This is a genomic window from Christiangramia fulva, assembly GCF_003024155.1.
In the GTDB taxonomy this organism is placed as follows: Bacteria; Bacteroidota; Bacteroidia; order Flavobacteriales; family Flavobacteriaceae; genus Christiangramia; species Christiangramia fulva.
In genome coordinates, this window is record NZ_CP028136.1 from 766,903 (window position 1) to 785,588 (window position 18,686).

Below are 18,686 nucleotides of genomic sequence, written 5' to 3' on the forward strand. Positions count from 1 at the left end.
TGCAAAAATTTCTAATTATGAAGAAAAGAATAAAAATAAACCTTGCGCTTCTTGTATTCCTAGGCCTGCTTGTGCAATCTTGTCAAGACCATTCCAGGAAAATAGAACTTCGTGATACCACGATACAAAACAAAGCTCTTCCAGACAAATCTAAGGCAGCAACTGTGAATATTGAGAATAAAAAACTTGATCCTACAGGTAAAGCAGCCAAAGATCTCCAGGATGCTTATAAAGGGGAAAGAACTGCGATAGCAAAATATGAAGCTTTCAGTAAAAAAGCCGAGGAAGAAGGATACCACGATATTGCGCTTCTTTTTAAGACAGTCTCTATGGCCGAGACAGTTCACGCAGGCAACCACCAAACCATAATGGAAATGGAAGGCATCAAAGTGCCAAATGTTATACCCGAATACCCTCTTAAAGATACCAGGGAGAATCTAAAGAATGCTATTGGCGGTGAGAGCTATGAGGCCAAATCTATGTACCCTGGCTTTATCAAAGATGCTAACGAAGCTGGAAATTACATGGCTCAAATGAGCTTTACTTACGCATATAATGTGGAAAAGAAGCACAGAGATTTTTATAAAGCTGCTTTGGCCGATCTGGAAACCAACCATTTGAATTCCCTTGCGAAGGTGTATTACGTTTGCCCTGTTTGCGGAAACACCTATGCCCGCAATGCTCCCAAACGCTGCGAGATCACGCTTGCAAATTCTGACACCTTTACAAAAATTGACGAATTATAGAGTAGTTGTTGGTTAAGATTGATTAGCCATAGCTCTGATACTGTACCCGGAGCTTTGGCTTTTCTATTTTACAATGATCTGCTGAACTTCTCCATTTCTCATATGATCGAATTTATCATCTTCATCTGTCTGGAAGCAAGTTATACCATAGGTACCCGGCCTTAAATTCAATCTTATTTTTTTACTATCCTTAAAATTTGCGTAATATCCAAGGGTAGGATTCTCTTTGCTAAATTCTTTATGAGCTTTATACATTTCATATTCTTCTTTTTTGAATTTCAGATAATCCTGTATCGTTTCACCGGGTTCAAGCCGAAAGATCTGTACAAAATGTGAATCATCTTTAGTGGAAAGATTAAATTGCTTCGGTCCGGCACTGAGTGTATGGGGCACTTCAATAGAATTATCAATCACTTTTACTTCCACTGCTTTTCTTTCAGCAGGATTATCGTTAAAAACAATATTTCCATTTTCAGGAATCGTGAATTTTTTAAACATTCCTATCGCGGAATATTCATGTGATAGAAACGCATGATCTCCAGGTTCAAAATCGACTGTTACATAGCTTTTTTTGTCTACCTTTTTTTGTTCAGCACCTCCTTCAAACAAAGTCTGGGAAGGTTCCATTAAATGATCGAAGAATTTAAGAGTAGCGGCAATAGTAGAAGTATCGTTTAGTTTGGCAAGATGCATATCAAATCTGTCCCCACCCATATGCGTCACCTCAACGGTTTGCCTGCCTTTTTGCAGCTGGCCATCTGCTTTGATCACATACTTTTCTAAAGACAGCTTTAAATCGGCGACTGGTCTTTCGGCTCCCGAATCTTCGTTTGTTACCTTAAAATATTTATACATTCCTAAATCTGCATGCGGTACACCTTCTTTGGTTCTGGTATTGCATACAATACCGTATGTCCCCGGTTCTATCTGGATGGTATATTGGCTTTGCTGGCCGGGAGCATGAAATCCGGGACCTCCTATTAAAGTTATATCTCCTTTTATATATTTTTCAAATATTTCATTGCTGGGATTAGCCATAAATTTAAGAACCCCTTCTTCGGTAACATTGTCTGGGAATTTATACATCTGAGCAAAATGCATTTCGTGGCCCATATTTTCAAATTTAAAAGTAACCCAACCCGATTTTATTTCTTTGGGCATTTGAAAAGCATAATCGATGGCCTTAATATTTACTATATAAGGAAAAGGCTTTTCTATTTGAGTTGTCTGTGCTTTCAGACTCGCCTGGCCAAAAGGAAAAGTTAGGATCGTTAAAAGAAGTGAAATTTTAATTTTAGTGTATTTCATAATAATTGATTGGTTGAGGTAATACTTACAAGTTGGCACGCTCTCATTAAGTAAAGTCCCTTTTCGAAACTATTCAACATGAAATTCTGCTAATCCGCCGTTCAAAACATGAAGATCCTCCCCTGTTTTGTCATAGCAAGTCAGTATTTAATTACCGGGTAACAACCTGCCAACAGTAATAGACTGATCCTGCTTTCCGGCAGCCGATGGGAATTTACCAACTCTTAAGTGATGATGAGTTTCTAAAGGCGGAGGCCCTGAATATTTCTTTTCCACAACTGCAGTTTTAATCCAGTTATAAACATCCTCCTTGGTTTTACCCTCCTTAAGTTTTGCTAAACCTATCCGATGAGCTGTTGTATCACTTAAATGAATGTTGAAGGTGGTTTTTCCTGAGGATAGTTTTTTTGGACCCTTGATACCTGAAGAATCAAGATTAAAAGTGACCTCTTGAATGACTGGTTCTTGCGAGGGATTTTTAGTAATGTGGAATTTATCATCCTGAGTAATTTCAAAACCCTCGTACATTCCCCACTTCCCATATTCATCAGATCCCCACATATAGTTTCCGGGTTCTAAATCAACAGTAAAATAAGAGATATTGCCCTCTTCAGTACCTCCAAGGAAATTAGCCAGGGTGGGATCAGTAAGATCTTCAAAATAGTCAAGCATGGCCTTCATCGTAGATTCATCTTCCAGCTTAACAAGATGAACATCAAATTTGCCTTCTTTACCATCAATGCGGACCGTTTGCCTGCCCTTATGTAAATCTCCTTTAGTTTTGAGGTGATAAGCATCCAGGTCTATCTGCATGTCCGATTCTGGTGGTGAATCATTGCCTACCTCTTCAGTGACGCGGAAGTAACGCATCATTCCAAGATTGGCATGTAATTTATCATCTTTGGTTCGTAGAAAACAGGCGACCTCGTAGTTTCCCGGCTCAAGATACGTGGTATAAGAACTGGATTCGCCGGGGCTGTGTAAGCCAGGGCCTCCGGAATGTGCCGCTTCTTCTGGAAATTCGCCGGCTGCACGTATCGAGTCAAATTCTGAACGGCTGATATCATTTTTAAGCCGGGCAATCCTTGCCACGTGGGTTTTGGTACCTGCATTTGTAAAATGAAAGGTCACCCAGCCAGATTTTATGGAATCAGGCATTGAAAAGCATAATCTATAGCCTTTATCTCTACGACATCACGAGGGTCGTTCTGAGTTTTTTCCATCGCTTCGCGATCATCATTCTCTGAATTATTTTTACAGGCTGAAACTAAGCTGAGAGCTATAAAGAGGAATGAAAAAATCAGTGATTTATAATTTTTCATAATGAAATGTATTGGATTAAAAACTTTGGAAGAGGTGCTTATTTTACCTCAAAGCTGGCCAGTTCCCCGTCGGAAATATGGTAATGATCATCTGGATTTACATGGTCACAAAAAACCACATATGTTCCCGGTTTTAAGTTTAAATTTATTTCAGGGGTTTCCTGGAAGTATATTTTATAACCAGTACGCGGATTTTCAGGATTTTTATCATTTCTGCTACGAGTCATTTCTTTAATATATTCTTTATAATCCTCGAAATCTTTATCATTTTCCAGCCGGCCAATGGCAATCTCATGATCCTCGTTGGTAGCATCATTAAGAATGAATTTCATCGGTCCTGCCTTGAGGGTGTTGGGTACTTTAATAGAATTATCCATCACTTTCACTTCAACCTCTCTCCTGTTTTCAGGTGTATCATGTAAAGCAATTTGATCATTTTGAGGAACAGAAAATTTCTTATACATCCCCAAAGCGGAATATTCATGAGAAAGAAACGCATAATCTCCAGGTTCAAAATCGACGGTTACATAGCTCTTTTTGTCCACCTCTTTTTGTTCAGCACCTCCTTCAAACAAAGTCTGGGAAGGTTCCCTTAAATGGTCAAAAAATTCAATCGTGTTGGCAATAGTAGAAGTATCGTTTAGTTTGGCAAGATGTACATCGAAGCTGTCTCCACCGGCATGCGTAACCTCTATGGTTTGCCTGCCTTTTTGCAACTGACCGTCTGCTTTAATCACATAGGGTTCTAAGGAAAGTTTCAGATCGGCGACTGGTCTTTCGGCTCCCGAATCTTCCTTTGTTACCTTAAAATATTTATACATCCCCAGACTGCGATGAGGCACTCCCTCTTTCGTTCTGGTATTGCAAATAATCCCATAATTCCCAGGTTCAAGATTTATGGTATATTCACTTTCCTGACCCGGCGCATGAAAACCAGGACCCCCAACAGCTACTGGAGGTTCCTTTATGTATTTTTCAAAAGTTTCTTTTTTGGGATCAGCCGAAAATTTAAGAAAGTCCTCTTCGGTGACCCCGTCCTTGAATTTGAGCATCATTGCAAAATGCATTTCGTGGCCCATATTTTCAAATTTAAAAGTAACCCAGCCCGACTTTATCTCGTTGGGCATTTGAAAAGCATAATCTATGGCCTTAATATTTACCATATAAGGGGAAGGCTTTTCTATATGAGTTGTCTGTGCTTTAAGCTTATTTATAGTAAATGGCCCGGAAATGAGGATCAAAAAAAGTAGGAAAATTTTATTTCTGATAATTTTCATAATGAAATTGATTAGTTGGTTAATTGTCAATTATTTATAAGTAATTGATTATTCAGGCTATAAACAAAACTTCACTAAAAAAAGGGGAAAAATCCCCCCTTGAATGTTTTAAAGAATTAACCTCTCCTTTACGGTTAGGAATGCGTGATTGACTTCTGAAATATTTTTCTGAAAAAAAGACCTGGAGAAAATATTTCCAGCATTGCATAAGACGATTTACCTCTGTTAAATTCCAAAAAAAAGGCTTAAAAGAAATTAGAATGAAACGCGAGAGAATAACCGGTTTTCCTTCGGTTCGCTAAGTTCGATTTTAAGGTTTTTTCCTGCCTTTATTTTGCGAGGATCAAAATATTCCCAAACTTATTAGAAAGCTACTTTCCTACTTTTAGTTTTACCATATATTTGCGGTTAGCTGAAATTTAAACACCTCTTGATCTACTGCCTCAAATAGAATGAAAAGGAAGAAAGTGATTTATAAAAGTTACGGCGGACTCATTCTTTATGCTCTTTTTGTGGGTTTAGCCGCTACTTTTTTAGCGCAAAGCCTAAAATATTTCACGGCTGTGGTAGAGGAGCAATTCCTGGAATTTCTTAAGGATTGGCCGTGGTTCTACTTCTTTTTCCCATCGATTGGGATCAGTCTGATATTTCTCACACGCAAGTATTTTTTTAAGGGAAAAAAGAACAAGGGTATAAAAGAGATCTTTCAAACATTTAGGCGCAGGAAAAATCAGTTGCCTCCATACAAGATCTCCTCTCACTACCTTAATGGATTCCTGACGGTTATTTTTGGGGGTTCTACAGGAATTGAAGTTTCCACGGTAGTCGCAACTGCTGCTATAGGAAATTCAACACATCGCAAAAGTAAAGCCGCTCAGGCGTACAAAACTGAACTGATTTGTGCCGGTGTCGCTGCGGGTATCGCTACGCTTTTTGGCAGCCCCATAGCCGGTTTCCTGTTTGCGGTGGAAGTGATTTCTCACAAATTCACAAAAACAATAATAATCAGTTGTTCCTCTTCCGTACTGGTTTCGTGGCTTTACATCCACTTCTTTAATGGGGAAAGGCTTTTCGACCTTTCCGTTATTAACTGGAAAATGGAGGCACTTCCCTTTATGATCATCTTAAGCCTGCTCGCCGGATTGCTTGCTGTTTATTTTACCAAAATAGTGCTTTTTATCAAACAGAAATTTGGCAGCCAGGACAAGTTGGTACGCGCCAATCTTATGGCACTGGCGGTGGGAGCTACCTTATATTTTCTTCCGGAACTCTATGGAGACAGCTATCACGCTATTCCCAATTTACTGGAAAAACTTGCCAGCGAACCTTTTTCCGCAGGTATAGCGGCACTCCTGCTGGCACTGGTGATCCTAAAACCTTTGGTCGCTTCGGTTACGCTCGCGGCAGGCGGAGACGGGGGTGTTTTTGCGCCAAGTATTGTTGCCGGTTCTTTCCTGGGAATGTTGGTAGCGGTTACCTCTAATTATTATCTCGGGACCGATCTCATAGTGCTGAATTTTGCCTTGCTGGGAGGAGCTGCCATGTTGAGTGCAGCCATTCACGCCCCGCTTACAGCATTATTCCTAACCTGCAGTATCGTCAACGGCGGATTCATCCTTTTTGTTCCCATTCTCCTTGCCACTTTTATTGCAAAATATCTCGCCAAATGGATGTGCAGTTATACGGTGTACAGCTTCCGAAGCAAAAAAGCACATTTAGATACCCCGGCGGCTTGATTAGTTAATTTTCTGCGGAAAAATGACTTTTTTACCAGCTTATTATTCTTTAACCCAACCTCGTTCCTTCAGGTAAAGGAGCAGATCTTTGCTGGATGTGGAAAAGGCCGGAAGCCAAAGCCCCTGCCGCTCGCGTTTCCACCACTTGCCTTCTTTATTATCAGGCTTCGCAAACTGATAGGTATATAATACCGCCCGCACATATTTAGGAGGCCCGTCTGGAAAAGGATTTTTCTCAAAAAGTTCAAGTGTAGAAGGATCATTTTGCAATAATTTCCATACCAGATTCAGCGTCCATGGATATTGCGAGGGAGAAGCCATAGAAGCGAACCACATTTGCCAGTCCAGCCGCAAATGGTATGGGGCCACCTGTGGAGGCCGCTCATCCAGGCGTACGGGCAACCCCTTATAAATATACGGCTTCCAGTTAGCCGAAGAATCTGGTTGCTCATCATTAGTTCCTTCAAATACCACATTATACCTGATCTCACCAACGGTACCAAAAGCTCCGTAGGTATTCACCAGGTCAAAAGGGTCATAAGAAGTATTCATAATTTGCGTGGGCGAAAGAATATTCATAAGCGGTTGAATGCTCAAAACCGCCACTAAAGCCACCACGACCCAGGAAGTTATTTTCATCGGTTTGGATTCTTCCGAGTGGTTTTCTGCTTCTTCTGCTTTGCGCACCAGAGATCCGGGCAGAATTGTTGCCCAGAATCCGTCATCAAAACAGGCGAGTGCAGGTACTATGGTCAGCCAGTTCAGGAAAGAAAGATTTCCGCTCAGGATCAGGATCACCTGAAGCATTATCATAACTATTCCCGCTATGTGACGCGTAATACGTGGTCCGAAAGCGAAAAAAGGAGCAACAAGTTCGGCCAGCCAGTTATACCAGACCCCGATTTTCAGGATAAAATGAGGTAAGAAGAAAAACCACCGACTCAGCGGCCCAGGCAGAGGCTGGGTTTCAAAATGATAAAAAAGAGCCGTGGCATTGCTCCATAATTTGCTTCCGCGGAGTTTTATCATTCCGGCACCGAGCATGATCCGAAATATTAGAAAACGAAATAAAAAAATGACAGGTAGTGGAGCTTTTCGTTTTGGAAACATCCGCATATCCACTAAAGGACAAAGGAAAATTGCCAGAAATCCGGTTTCCAATAGCTGAATTTCCCAGCCGTAACCATACCAGATCTGCCCGACATGAACAATAGACATATATAATATCCAGAGAGCAGCCATGATAATGGCATTAGCAAAACCCAGCGCCACCAGGCAGGAAAGGATGAATCCTATCCAGGAAACAGTAAGCAGGGCAGTATCAGAATGCCAGAACCAGAAAAGTGAAGGCAGTTTCCAAAAAGCCGCACTTTGCGATCCCAGGGCAGTACTGATTTCCTGTAAATAGATCCCAACCGGAGTGAGTCCGTTAACACCTATTAACGGAATAATTTGCTGTATGGCGACAAGAAAAGCCACGGCATACACTATGCCCAGCAGTCGCAAGATCATAAAGCGCGTGAGCCAGTAAGTCCGTTTTTTACCTGATAGTTCGAAAAGAGAGGACATCGCTTTCCCGAATTTTTATTAGTATAAGTTAATAAATTTTCAAAAAAGATTTCGGAAGGAGAGAACTTCTAGAATAGATAAATTGAAAAAGTACAATTACTTTATTGTACTACAATTCTCTTGATCATGTCCATTTCGTCTTGGGTGAGAGGACGTGACTCTCCAGGAGCTAAGGCCCGAACGGGGAGCCAATGCTCTTTCACATATGGAACTAGAAAATAGACGCCTTTCCAAAGATGGTAATTTGCCTTACTTTGCTCTCCGGCAGTCAGGGAAATCCTTTTTACCATTGGCTGGAATCGGTTTTGTATACCCTGGCCCACCTCTGCTCCATAGATTTCCAGGTTGTATGTATTCTAAAAACTGCTTTTCTGAAAACTCTGGCTTTAACCAAAACCATAAGTAATCAATCCGGTGACTACTATTGTTCTCAAATGTAACGAGAGTCCGTCCTTCAGGAGCCGTAAGAACAGAATCGCTGTCCGATAACGACCACGAGATGGGCGAATTAACAGGATTACCAGAGATGGCAGGTGCCTTCCCTTCCTCAGGAATAGTAATTTCTTCGGCTAATCCATCGAGCCCCCCCTGAGTAGAGTAAAAAACATATCGCCCAGGATTCAGGTCCACCTGAAAAAGACCCGGCTGCTGTTCAGTTCCCCCCAGGAACTCCACGGGTGACGGTGCCCGGAGTCGCCAGTTGAAAACATCTTCCATATCCTGGTCTTCCTTAAGGTGGGCTATGAAAACATCAAAAATTCCGTCATCGGCAAACTGAACATTGAAAGTGTGGGTTCCAGGCCCGATTGGCTGGTCCGTTGAATAAGCATACCGCGAAACGGTAATGTTAACATCCGCTTTAGGCTTCTTTTCCCCGCCCAACTCCTGCGTTACACGGAAACTGCGCAGCATCCCCTTCTTGTAATGTGGAGTTCCTTCAGGAGTTCTAATTGTACACCATAGAATGTATAGTCCAGGCTTGAGGTAGACGGTAGTCTTTCCTGTTCGTCCCGGTGACAGGATTCCGGGACCTGCTTTCCAATCTCCCATTGGTAGAGAGTCCTCCAGAAAGCGCTCGCGAACAGTTGAAACACTTAAACTATTGAGGCTGTCGGGTAATTTTTGTAAGAGACCTAGGTGCTCCTCCTTTCCCTTATTCTTCATACGAAATGTCACCCAGCCCGATTTAATTTCCTCTGGCATTCCAAAAGCGTAGTCCATCTCCGTCACATCCACAATATAACTGGAATCAGCCGGTTTAGGTTCACCTGAAGCGTTCGCAATTTTTTCTTTTTTTGAACTACTTTCCCCACAGGATAAAAGTGAACTGAGGATAATTAAAAATAAAAATTTGATAGTTTTTGTTTTCATGGTTTACTTGATTAGTTATTTCTTTATTGAACCATGATCTTCTGGATCATGTCCATTTCAGAATCGTTGAGTGAACGTTTACCTGAATAATGCTCTCGTATGAAAGGGACTAAGAAATAAGTGCCTTTTGGCAAATCGATGCTAAATTCTTTACGCTCACCCGCTTCAGGCAGGTCGTAAGCAAGACCAAATTGGGGTATAGAATCAAAGGAGGCCTCCCGGATTCTGTCCCCAAGGCCAGCAGGCTTCCAGAATGTATAAAATTCCTTTTCAGTAAAGCCTTTCCTAAGCTTGACAAAGTCCAGACTAACACTATCGCTCCGGTTCTCCAGCGTTACAAGAGTTCGCCCGGACGGAAGAGGAATAATAGAATCCGTACCAGGGAACGAGAGTTCAACTGGCGGATTCACTGGTTCAGGAGAGATGGCCGGTGCCATACCTTTCTGGGGAATTATAATTTCAGCTCTTGATCCTGCTACTCCGCTGAAGGGTGACACCAGGGCATAACGCCCCGGCTTGAGCATTACACTAAAAAAGCAAGATTCACTTGTTCCTCCAGTTCCCCCGACAAACTCAAACGGAGAAGAACCCCCATGATGGCGACTGGCAAGCCAGGCAGCAACATCCTCAATGGTCTGTGTTTTCTTTAAGCGAGCTAGCTGTAAGTAAGGATAAGGGTCGCCAACAGAGCGCACACTGAAGGTATGGTGGCCAGCCCCGACAGGTCCGTCAGTAGAGATCGCCCATGCAGACAAGGTAATCTCAGTATCGGCCTCTGGCTTCTGCGTCTGCACCGGGCCATTAATCACGCGAAAAGCGGTCACCATCCCCTTCTGATCGTGAATAACCCCCTTCGATGTCTCCAGTGGACACCACATGAAATAGACGCCGGGGTCAAGATGAACTGTAGTCTGGCCAGTATGACTAGGAGACACGGGAGAAAGAACCTCGAATTCAGGGGATCGGCCATGGCTAAGGCTTGAAAAGTGCCAGTCCCGATCAGTGCCCAGTTTAATAGCTTCCTTCACAAGATCCTTTGCAGCCCCAAAGTCGAGGCTGTCAGTAGCAGGCATAATCAAAGCAGCGTGTTCCTCAGTTCCCAGATTCTCCATTCGGAAGGTCACCCAGCCCGATTTGATTTCCTCGGGCATACCAAAGGCATAGTCGAGGGCTTTGACGTCTATGAAATAGCTGTCATTAATGGATTTAGAGGTACCAAAATAATTATCTGCTTTTTCCTTTTTGGAAATGCTTTCTCCAGACCATATTAGTGAGCTAAAGAGAATAGTAATAGTTAAAAAATCGAATGTTAGTGCTTTCATAATTTTCTTATTTAATTGGTGTTTGTTATTGAGACAGATTTCCGATCTTATTACTTCTGTTTTTCAAACCAGAGGTTTCGGGTGCGGCCCGCGGAAACTTTAAAGCCAGTGATCTTTCCATTTATATCACGCTTGAAATGAATTTTAAGTAGTGGATATTCGCCCGCAAATACATCCTGTTCTATGGGTTTAAGCTGTAAATCCCCGCCCCGGCGGTCCTTTGTCATTAGGATTCCATTGTTGATATCAAGCTTTATAAAGCTTTCCAGTTCAGAACTATAGTATTTTCCAGTATAATCCTGCAATTTATCCATTGTGGGATGCGAGGATTCGATACGCTTCAGCATCGGTTGGTCATCTTCACTGATAAGAATCAATTGCTCTACAGTTCCATCACTTCTCCGCTTAAAACTTACCCGGCGGGCGCTTCCATCCTCATACTGAAACAGGGTATCCGAAAGTGCTACAAGCGGAATGTGTTCTCCTGGTAATGAAGTTTCAAAAAGTTGTCCATGTGAAGTCTCATAAATTATTGCGGGAATAGGGAAGTTCTCTGGCGCCCGATACGTACCCGCATAATTCTCCAGTAGTTCAGGAGCGACATGCACTGTTTCCCGATTAGCAATGGATTTCCCATGTTCTTTCGGTTCCATGTAATTTTCGAGGTATATATCAGCGACCTGAAGTGCTCTTTTTCCGGCATTCCCATCCCTTCTATTACAAAGGGTGATGACAGTAAAATTATAATCTGGAAAGCGCCTTAGATAAGTACGGTAACCTTCATATGCTCCCCCATGTCCAACAGTGCGCAGGCCACGATAATCTCCTATCCCTAACCCAAGGGCATAATCGAGGGTATCACCATTTTTGAGAATTCCCCGGGTAAGCATCATATTTGCTACTTTTTCTCCGCCAACTTTATGGCTTTCCAAATTATCAGCCCAACGAGCAAGATCTTCGATATTTGAATAAACCCCTCCGCTACCAACCACATCAAAACCGGGCATGTTTAGTTGATATCCAAACCCGGAAGTTGAATCTTTTTCATAAGCCATCGCTCTGTCTTCAATAAGCATGTTATGATTATCCCTATATGTAGTACGTTTCATTCCGAGTGGGCCGAAAATATGTTTTTCAGCAAATTCTTTGAGAGACTGACCACTCACACGCTCCACGAGAACACCTAGAAGGAAATAACCTGTATTGCTATAAAGATATTCCGTACCCGGCTGAAAGTTCAATTCTTGTTGTCTGCTTATGATATTTAATGTCTCATTTGTTGTTAATCTTCCATCATTGGGTCTACCTGCAATCGATAGAAGTGCTAGAAAGTCTCTTAGCCCGCTAGTGTGATGGAGTAGATTTTTAATGGTAATTGTTTGGCCATAATCGGGTAGCTCGGGAATCCATTTACGGATATCATCATCCAGGGAAAGTTTACCTTCATCTGCCAGAAGGGCTACAGCAAAGGCCGTAAACTGTTTTGAAACACTCGCAAGATAAAAATTAGTCTCAGGAGTTATAGGCGCATCATGCTCCAGGTCGGCCATGCCGTATCCTTTTGCAAAAATGAGCTTGCCATCCTGCACGACGCCTACGGCGCAGCCGGGTGCATCGTTACGGTCATAATCGGCCATAATTGAATCGACCTTCTCGGCTTTTCCCTTTAAAGTTACCGGTTGTTTGGTTTGGGCAAATGAATATTGGAAAACAAAAAGGATAAATAAGAATGTTATATTTAGTGTTTTCATATCTGTGTGGTTAAAAGTGATCGTTATACATGTTTAATTCTATTTTCTCAAACCATACATTGCGCGTACGTCCCACCGAGACCATAAAGCCTTTGATTTGTCCTTCTACATCCCGTTCAAAGCGAACATCCTGTAAAGGTAGTCCCCCCAAAAATTTGTTCTGCTCCGTTGGCATAAGGGGGATATTTCCATTCCACCGGTGCCGGGCAATAAGTTTGTCGTTCTCCACGACCAGGGTGTAAAGAGTTTCTAACTCAGGACTATAATATTTTCCGGTAAAAGCCTGCAGCTCTATCTCAGAAGGATGCCACGGCTTGACGCGGCGGAGCACCGGTGAGTCTTCATTGCTAATGATGGTTGCACTTGGTACACTTCCATCACGCGCTTGATGGAAGCTTATCCTGTTTGAACTTTCCGCAAGTTGAAATACTGAGTCAGATACGGCTATCATGGGAACATTCTCGTCTGGAAACACATTGAAAAGTTTCCCATCTTTATATTTCCAGGTTAGTGAAGGGAGAACAAAGCTTTTAGGTGCTCGGTATGTGCCGACATATCTTTTGAGTAATAGGGAATCAACCTTTATTCCCTCTCCAAAACTTAGAGGCTCAATTGCCTGCTCTGATGGCTCCAGGTGTTCTTTAAAGAAAATATCAGTTACCTTATCTGCTACAGTTCCCATGTCATCGTTTCTCATTACTACCACGCCTGCATCCAAATCTGGGTAATAGCTAATCACCGATTTGAAAGCGGCATGACTACCAGTGTGGCTGATCCTATTTAGACCTCGGTACTTGTTTATGCCAAGGCCAAGTGCGTAATCACTCGTGTCACCTGAAGTAAAAACAAATCGTTCGCGCATTCTATTCTGCACCCCCCAGCCTCCAAGTTCGGCCGTATGGAAATTATTTAACCATTTTGCGAGATCACCTACGGTTGTGTAAATGTCTGCGGCGCCCTGATAAACGCGGTTGCTAAAAGCCGTTCGATAACCTCCGTGCTTGGCCTTGTAATATGAATCTGCGGCACCCGGAATTACCTGCTCGATGTCCTTTTCGATTAGCGTTTGATTCATTCCTAATGGTTCGAAGATATTTTCCTGCATCCAGTCTGCGAAAGGCGTCCCCGTGACGCGTGCCACAACCATAGAAAGCAACACGTAAGCACTACTGTTGTACTGGTGCTCTGAGCCAGGAGGAAACTCCAGTTTAGTTTGACGTTTAACAACTTCCAGTGCACCTTCAGGTTCCAGACGGTCTTGCCCCGGGATATGCCCCGCCAATTCTGCCATGCCATAGGTTTCCCGTAGCCCGCTAGTATGCGTAAGCAGGTGTCTCAGGGTCACTTCCTGTTTAAAATCAGGAATTTCAGGAAGGTACTTCTGCACGGGGTCATCCAATGAAAGTTCGCCCCTGCTTTCCAAAAGTGCTAAGGCGAAAGCAGTAAATTGTTTAGAATCGCTGCCAATATCGAAGCGGGTGTTGATAGTAATAGGGATACTATCATTGAGATCGGCCATGCCGTAACCTTTAGCAAAAATGAGTTCGCCGTCCTGAACAACTCCTATCACCGCACCCGGAGTATCATCATGATCAAAGTTGGCCATTAGGGAATCTATTTGCGCTTCTTTTTGCTTCAAGTTGGCCTGTTTTGCTGGCTGCGCAAATACACCTTGGAAGGTGAGTAAAAGGCCAATAATTAGAGTTGCTGTCTGTGCTTTCATAATTTTCTTATTTAATTGGTGGTTGTGTTTAAGATTTACTTCTATCTGGTTATTTTAATTTCTTGAAGCGGACGTTTCGGGTGCGGCCCTCGAAAACTTTAAAGCCCGTGATCTCCAATTTTAGCATATACGAAACTTAGAATCTCAAAAGGTCTGCCGTCCCGGAATCCTTCCCTTTGGGGAAGTTGAGTAGTTTAGTGATTTCATAATATTTAATTTTTATGATAATGAGCAGGAAAAAATCTTTTCTTTCCGGCTTTGAAATTTGGTAATCCTGTATAAATTCTGCCACTCTTTTCTGACATACAAATCAGAAGTTTTAAAAAGTGGTTCCTTGAGGCATAGTTACTTTTCCGAAGACGTTAAGGTCGACGATATATTGGGGAGAGTGCTCTGTCGTTATTTAGTGTAGTGATTCTTTATACCTAAAAACAGTAAAAGGTTTCCGGGTATAGAATTAAGGGAATTCAAATTTTTTGCTGTTTGGTCCTTTTTTTTTAATGATCCGTCATAAATCCTCAAAAAAATTGAATTTCTATTATTAATAATAATGATAATTATCCTTAATTGAAAGTCTTCCTTTAAAAAAGGGGAAAAATCCCCCCTTAGAAAAAGTTAAGGATCGAGGGTTAAAAAAATCACAACTTACTGATTAATAAAACTTTGTGACCTGTTTTGGAAAATAAGATGCTGTAAAGGAAATTTTTGATAGTAAAGAGTTAAATAAGCTGCACTTATACAGAAACTAAAGTCAAAACACCCAAACCTACGAATTGCTGATTTTAATCAGATTTCAGAGTATTTTAACCTTGCGCATCATAGCTTCTTTCTTATTCAGCTTAATTTTGTACCTCAAATTGAGAACCATGAACAAAGGAATCTATATTGCTACCCTGGAGCCCCACAGCGGAAAATCTATGATCTCACTGGGTTTGATGAGAACCCTGCTGGGAAAAACAGCAAAAGTTGGCTATTTCAGGCCTATTATTAATGATGTTGAAAAAGAAGAAAAAGATAATCATATCGATACCATCCTGAGTTATTTCGATGTAAAATTAGCTTATAAGGAAGCTTATGCCTTTACCAGAAGTGAAGTGATCCATAAACGAAATGAGGGAAAATCGGGAGAAGTCATAGATACCATCATTCAGAAATATAAAAAGCTCGAAGAAGAATTTGATTTCGTCCTGGTGGAAGGAAGTGATTTTTCAGGCGAAGGCAGCGTTTTTGAATTCGATGTTAATGTGGTGATCGCCAAAAACCTGGGGCTTCCGGTAATTATCGTGGCCAGCGGACAAAAAAAGACCTGGGAAGAACTAATGGGAAACCTCGAGATGGCCTATCACGCTTTTGAAGATAAAGATGTTGATGTGATCGCTATGGTGAGCAATAAGGTTCAGGAAGAAAATGTTGAACCGGCGAAGCTGTACATGAAGAATTTCCTTCCGAAGAACGTAGAAGCTTTCGCTATCCCTCTTATAGATACCCTGGATAATCCTACGCTAAAAGAAATTGTAACCGCCCTGGAAGGAAAGATCCTCTTTGGAAAGGAATTTCTCGACAACCAGACCGGGAATTTTGGCGTTGGGGCCATGCAATTGCGAAACTACCTCACCACCCTTAAAAATGAAAGCCTGGTGATCACCCCCGGAGACCGCGCCGATATTATCCTTGGTGCCCTGCAAGCGAATATTTCCAGTAACTATCCGCGTATTTCAGGAATTATCCTTACCGGCGGACTTACCCCGGAACCTTCAATTTTAAAGCTCATTGACGGACTCTCTCAAATAGTTCCGATCATTTCGGTAGAAGACGGTACTTTTAACGTAACCAATCGGGTAGGTGCCATAAAATCTAATATTTACGCCGATAGTATTCAAAAGATACAGACCACCATCAGCACTTTTGAACGCTATGTTTCCTTTGATCCGTTGGTGGAAAGGCTTGTGAACTTCCAGCCTCATGGAATGACGCCACGTATGTTCCAGTACAGCCTGGTGAAAAGGGCCCAGCAAAGCAAAAAGCATATTGTATTGCCCGAAGGTGAAGATGAGCGCATCCTAACCGCTGCATCCCGTCTCGTGGCGATGGATCTCGTGGAGATCACTTTACTCGGCGATCCGGAGCTCATCAAGAAAAAACTGATGAAAATGGGACTTAATCTTGATCTGGAGAAAGTAAATATTATCGATCCTACCAAATCTGACCGTTTCCAGGATTACGCGGAAACACTTTATGAACTCAGGAAGCACAAAGGCGTGAACCTGGATATGGCTCGCGACTGGATGAGCGATGTTTCGTATTACGGCACCATGATGATCTATAAAGGTGATGCAGACGGAATGGTTTCGGGAGCTGCGCATACCACTCAGCATACCATACGCCCTGCACTTCAATTTATTAAGACCAAGCCGGGAGTTTCGGTGGTTTCTTCGGTTTTCTTTATGTGTCTTGAAGACCGGGTTTCAGTATTTGGTGATTGCGCAATTAATCCGAATCCCACTGCTGAAGAACTGGCAGAGATCACCATTTCTTCTGCGGAAAGTTGTGTTGCCTTCGGAATTGATCCAAAGATTGCCATGCTTTCCTATTCATCGGGAACTTCAGGAAAAGGAGCCGATGTTGACCGTGTTCGTAAGGCTACCGAAATAGTTAAAAAGAAACGTCCCGACCTGAAGATCGAAGGCCCTATTCAGTATGACGCAGCGGTCGATATTACCGTGGGAAAAAGCAAATTACCCGATTCTGAAGTTGCAGGACAGGCCAATTTACTGATCTTTCCAGACCTCAATACCGGAAACAATACCTATAAAGCAGTACAAAGGGAAACAGGAGCTTTAGCGATAGGCCCAATGCTCCAGGGGCTTAACAAGCCGGTGAACGATCTTAGCCGCGGATGTACCGTTGACGATGTTTTTAACACCGTGGTATTAACGGCCATTCAGGCACAGGGAATTTGATAAGTATTTTTGAGGCCACGAAGAAAGCTTTATTTTTTTACCTAAAGGCATCCTAAAATGAGGTTCTTTTTTTAAGTGTAGGGCTACCCCGGCGTTAAAAATTTTTGAAGCCCTGGAGAAAATTTAACCGGGGCAGCCCGGTTCTAATTTTGCGAGAGCACAATTAGAAACACCTAATAAAAAAGTGTCCTTTTTTTGGTTCGTTTTTTTGGACAAGCAAAAAAATGAACAAGCCAAAAAGTTTGAAGTTGTAAATTGAATTGAAAATAATATACTTAGACAAGAGACAATAAAAGTCAACAATAGAAGTAAGCAAAATGAAAAATATACTCGTCATAAATTCAGGAAGTTCTTCCCTGAAATTTCAACTTATACAAATGCCTTCGGAAAAGGTACTGGCCTCCGGACTGGTAGAAAGAATAGGACTGGATGGTGCCAAAATACACTACAAGACTGAAGATTCTACCACTTCCAGAGAACTGGAAATCCCTGATCATGGCGCAGCCTTAAAAAAGGTGACCGATTTGCTGATGAATAAAGAAAGCGGAGTGATTGAAACTTCCGAAGATATCGATGCTATCGGCCATCGCGTGGTGCATGGCGGAAATACTTTCTCGAAGACCATCGTAATAGACGAAGAAGTGAAAAAGGCTGTAAAAAATCTATTTTCCCTGGCACCGCTCCACAATCCGCACAACCTGAAGGGAATTGAGGTAGCAGAAAAATTGTTCCCCAACGCAACACAGGTGGCGGTTTTTGATACCGCCTTTCACAGCACTATTCCGTCTAAAGCTAAACAATATGCTATCCCAACTGAATTTTATAAGGATAATCATATACAGGTGTATGGTTTTCACGGCACCAGCCATAAATATGTATCAGAGCAGGCGGTAAAATACCTGAAAAAAGAACATTCCAGGATCATCAGTATCCATCTTGGCAACGGCTGCAGCATTACTGCTGTTAAAGATGGAAAAAGTGTGGATCATTCACTCGGTTTCGGACCGGTTAACGGTCTCATTATGGGAACCCGAAGCGGAGACATAGACCAATCGGTTATTTTTTATATGGTGGAACACCTGGGCTATTCTACCAGGGAGGTGAGCGATATTCTTCATCACAAAAGCGGAATGTACGGCCTTACCGGGTATAGCGATCTCAGGGATATTCAGCAAAAAGCTGCAGAGGGTGATAAGCAATGCCAGCTTGCCCTAAATATGAATGCCTACCGCATCAAAAAATATATCGGTGCTTATGCCGCAGCTATGAATGGCCTGGATGCGATTGTTTTTACCGCGGGAATTGGGGAAAACAGCGATGTGATAAGAGAGCTTGTTTGCGAGGATATGGAATACCTGGGGATCGAAATTGATTCTGAAAAGAACTCCCAGCGTTCCCGGGACCTCAGGACAATAAGCACCGAAAATTCTAAAGTCAAGATCCTGGTGATCCCTACGAACGAAGAACTGGAAATTGCAAAGCAGGTGGAAGAATTGGTAGATGGAAATTAATAATACAAAATGACTTCCCGGCAAATTCCAAAAGAGGAGTAAGAAAGACAGATTTCTTCTTATATCGGCTTGAAAAACTATTTGCTTAAA

13 protein-coding genes are annotated in these 18,686 nt (G+C 42.3%); 4 read left to right on the forward strand and 9 right to left on the reverse strand.

Features of this window, described 5'->3' with window-relative positions:
• Positions 1–17: 17 nt before the first annotated feature.
• Complete coding sequence (locus tag C7S20_RS03550) at positions 18–746, forward strand: rubrerythrin family protein (RefSeq protein ID WP_107011183.1); 729 nt, start codon at positions 18–20, stop codon at positions 744–746.
• A 63-nt stretch (positions 747–809) separates the two neighbouring features.
• Here the strand turns inward: C7S20_RS03550 and C7S20_RS03555 are convergent, their stop codons facing one another.
• The 4 genes from C7S20_RS03555 to C7S20_RS03570 all read right to left on the reverse strand — a co-directional run bounded on the left by C7S20_RS03555 (position 810) and on the right by C7S20_RS03570 (position 4,653).
• A complete protein-coding gene (locus C7S20_RS03555) occupies positions 810–2,054 on the reverse strand; it encodes a hypothetical protein (protein ID WP_107011184.1) in 1,245 nt (414 codons plus the stop codon).
• Between the two features lie 147 nt (positions 2,055–2,201).
• A complete protein-coding gene (locus C7S20_RS03560; protein ID WP_107011185.1) occupies positions 2,202–3,212 on the reverse strand; it encodes a hypothetical protein in 1,011 nt (336 codons plus the stop codon).
• Entirely contained in the window at positions 3,197–3,376 is a 180-nt protein-coding gene (locus tag C7S20_RS03565; protein WP_107011186.1) for a hypothetical protein, read from the reverse strand. Before C7S20_RS03565 ends, C7S20_RS03560 begins: the two co-directional genes overlap by 16 nt.
• Positions 3,377–3,414: 38 nt before the next feature.
• A complete protein-coding gene (locus C7S20_RS03570) occupies positions 3,415–4,653 on the reverse strand; it encodes a hypothetical protein (protein ID WP_107011187.1) in 1,239 nt (412 codons plus the stop codon).
• A 452-nt stretch (positions 4,654–5,105) separates the two neighbouring features.
• Between C7S20_RS03570 and C7S20_RS03575 the strand changes: the two genes are divergently transcribed.
• Complete coding sequence (locus C7S20_RS03575; protein ID WP_107011188.1) at positions 5,106–6,389, forward strand: chloride channel protein; 1,284 nt, start codon at positions 5,106–5,108, stop codon at positions 6,387–6,389.
• A 42-nt stretch (positions 6,390–6,431) separates the two neighbouring features.
• On the opposite strand, the gene C7S20_RS03580 is transcribed toward C7S20_RS03575, so the two are convergent.
• From C7S20_RS03580 to C7S20_RS03600, 5 genes are all read right to left on the reverse strand, one after another.
• Positions 6,432–7,958: a lipase maturation factor family protein gene (locus tag C7S20_RS03580; RefSeq protein WP_107011189.1), complete on the reverse strand. Its 1,527-nt coding sequence runs from the start codon at positions 7,956–7,958 to the stop codon at positions 6,432–6,434.
• Between the two features lie 249 nt (positions 7,959–8,207).
• Positions 8,208–9,329, reverse strand: a complete 1,122-nt coding sequence (locus C7S20_RS03585) for a hypothetical protein (protein ID WP_107011190.1) — start codon at positions 9,327–9,329, stop codon at positions 8,208–8,210.
• Between the two features lie 23 nt (positions 9,330–9,352).
• Complete coding sequence (locus C7S20_RS03590) at positions 9,353–10,651, reverse strand: hypothetical protein (RefSeq protein WP_107011191.1); 1,299 nt, start codon at positions 10,649–10,651, stop codon at positions 9,353–9,355.
• Between the two features lie 50 nt (positions 10,652–10,701).
• The gene (locus C7S20_RS03595; protein WP_107011192.1) at positions 10,702–12,402 is read right to left on the reverse strand and encodes a serine hydrolase domain-containing protein; all 1,701 of its coding nucleotides are present in this window, start codon (positions 12,400–12,402) and stop codon (positions 10,702–10,704) included.
• A gap of 10 nt (positions 12,403–12,412) precedes the next feature.
• Positions 12,413–14,125 (reverse strand): serine hydrolase domain-containing protein, encoded by a 1,713-nt coding sequence (locus tag C7S20_RS03600; protein WP_107011193.1) that lies wholly within the window; start codon positions 14,123–14,125, stop codon positions 12,413–12,415.
• Positions 14,126–14,991: 866 nt separating this feature from the next.
• Between C7S20_RS03600 and pta the strand changes: the two genes are divergently transcribed.
• Positions 14,992–17,085: a phosphate acetyltransferase gene (pta, locus tag C7S20_RS03605; protein WP_107011194.1), complete on the forward strand. Its 2,094-nt coding sequence runs from the start codon at positions 14,992–14,994 to the stop codon at positions 17,083–17,085.
• 317 nt (positions 17,086–17,402) lie between these two features.
• Entirely contained in the window at positions 17,403–18,596 is a 1,194-nt protein-coding gene (locus tag C7S20_RS03610) for an acetate/propionate family kinase (protein ID WP_107011195.1), read from the forward strand.
• Positions 18,597–18,686: the final 90 nt, after the last annotated feature.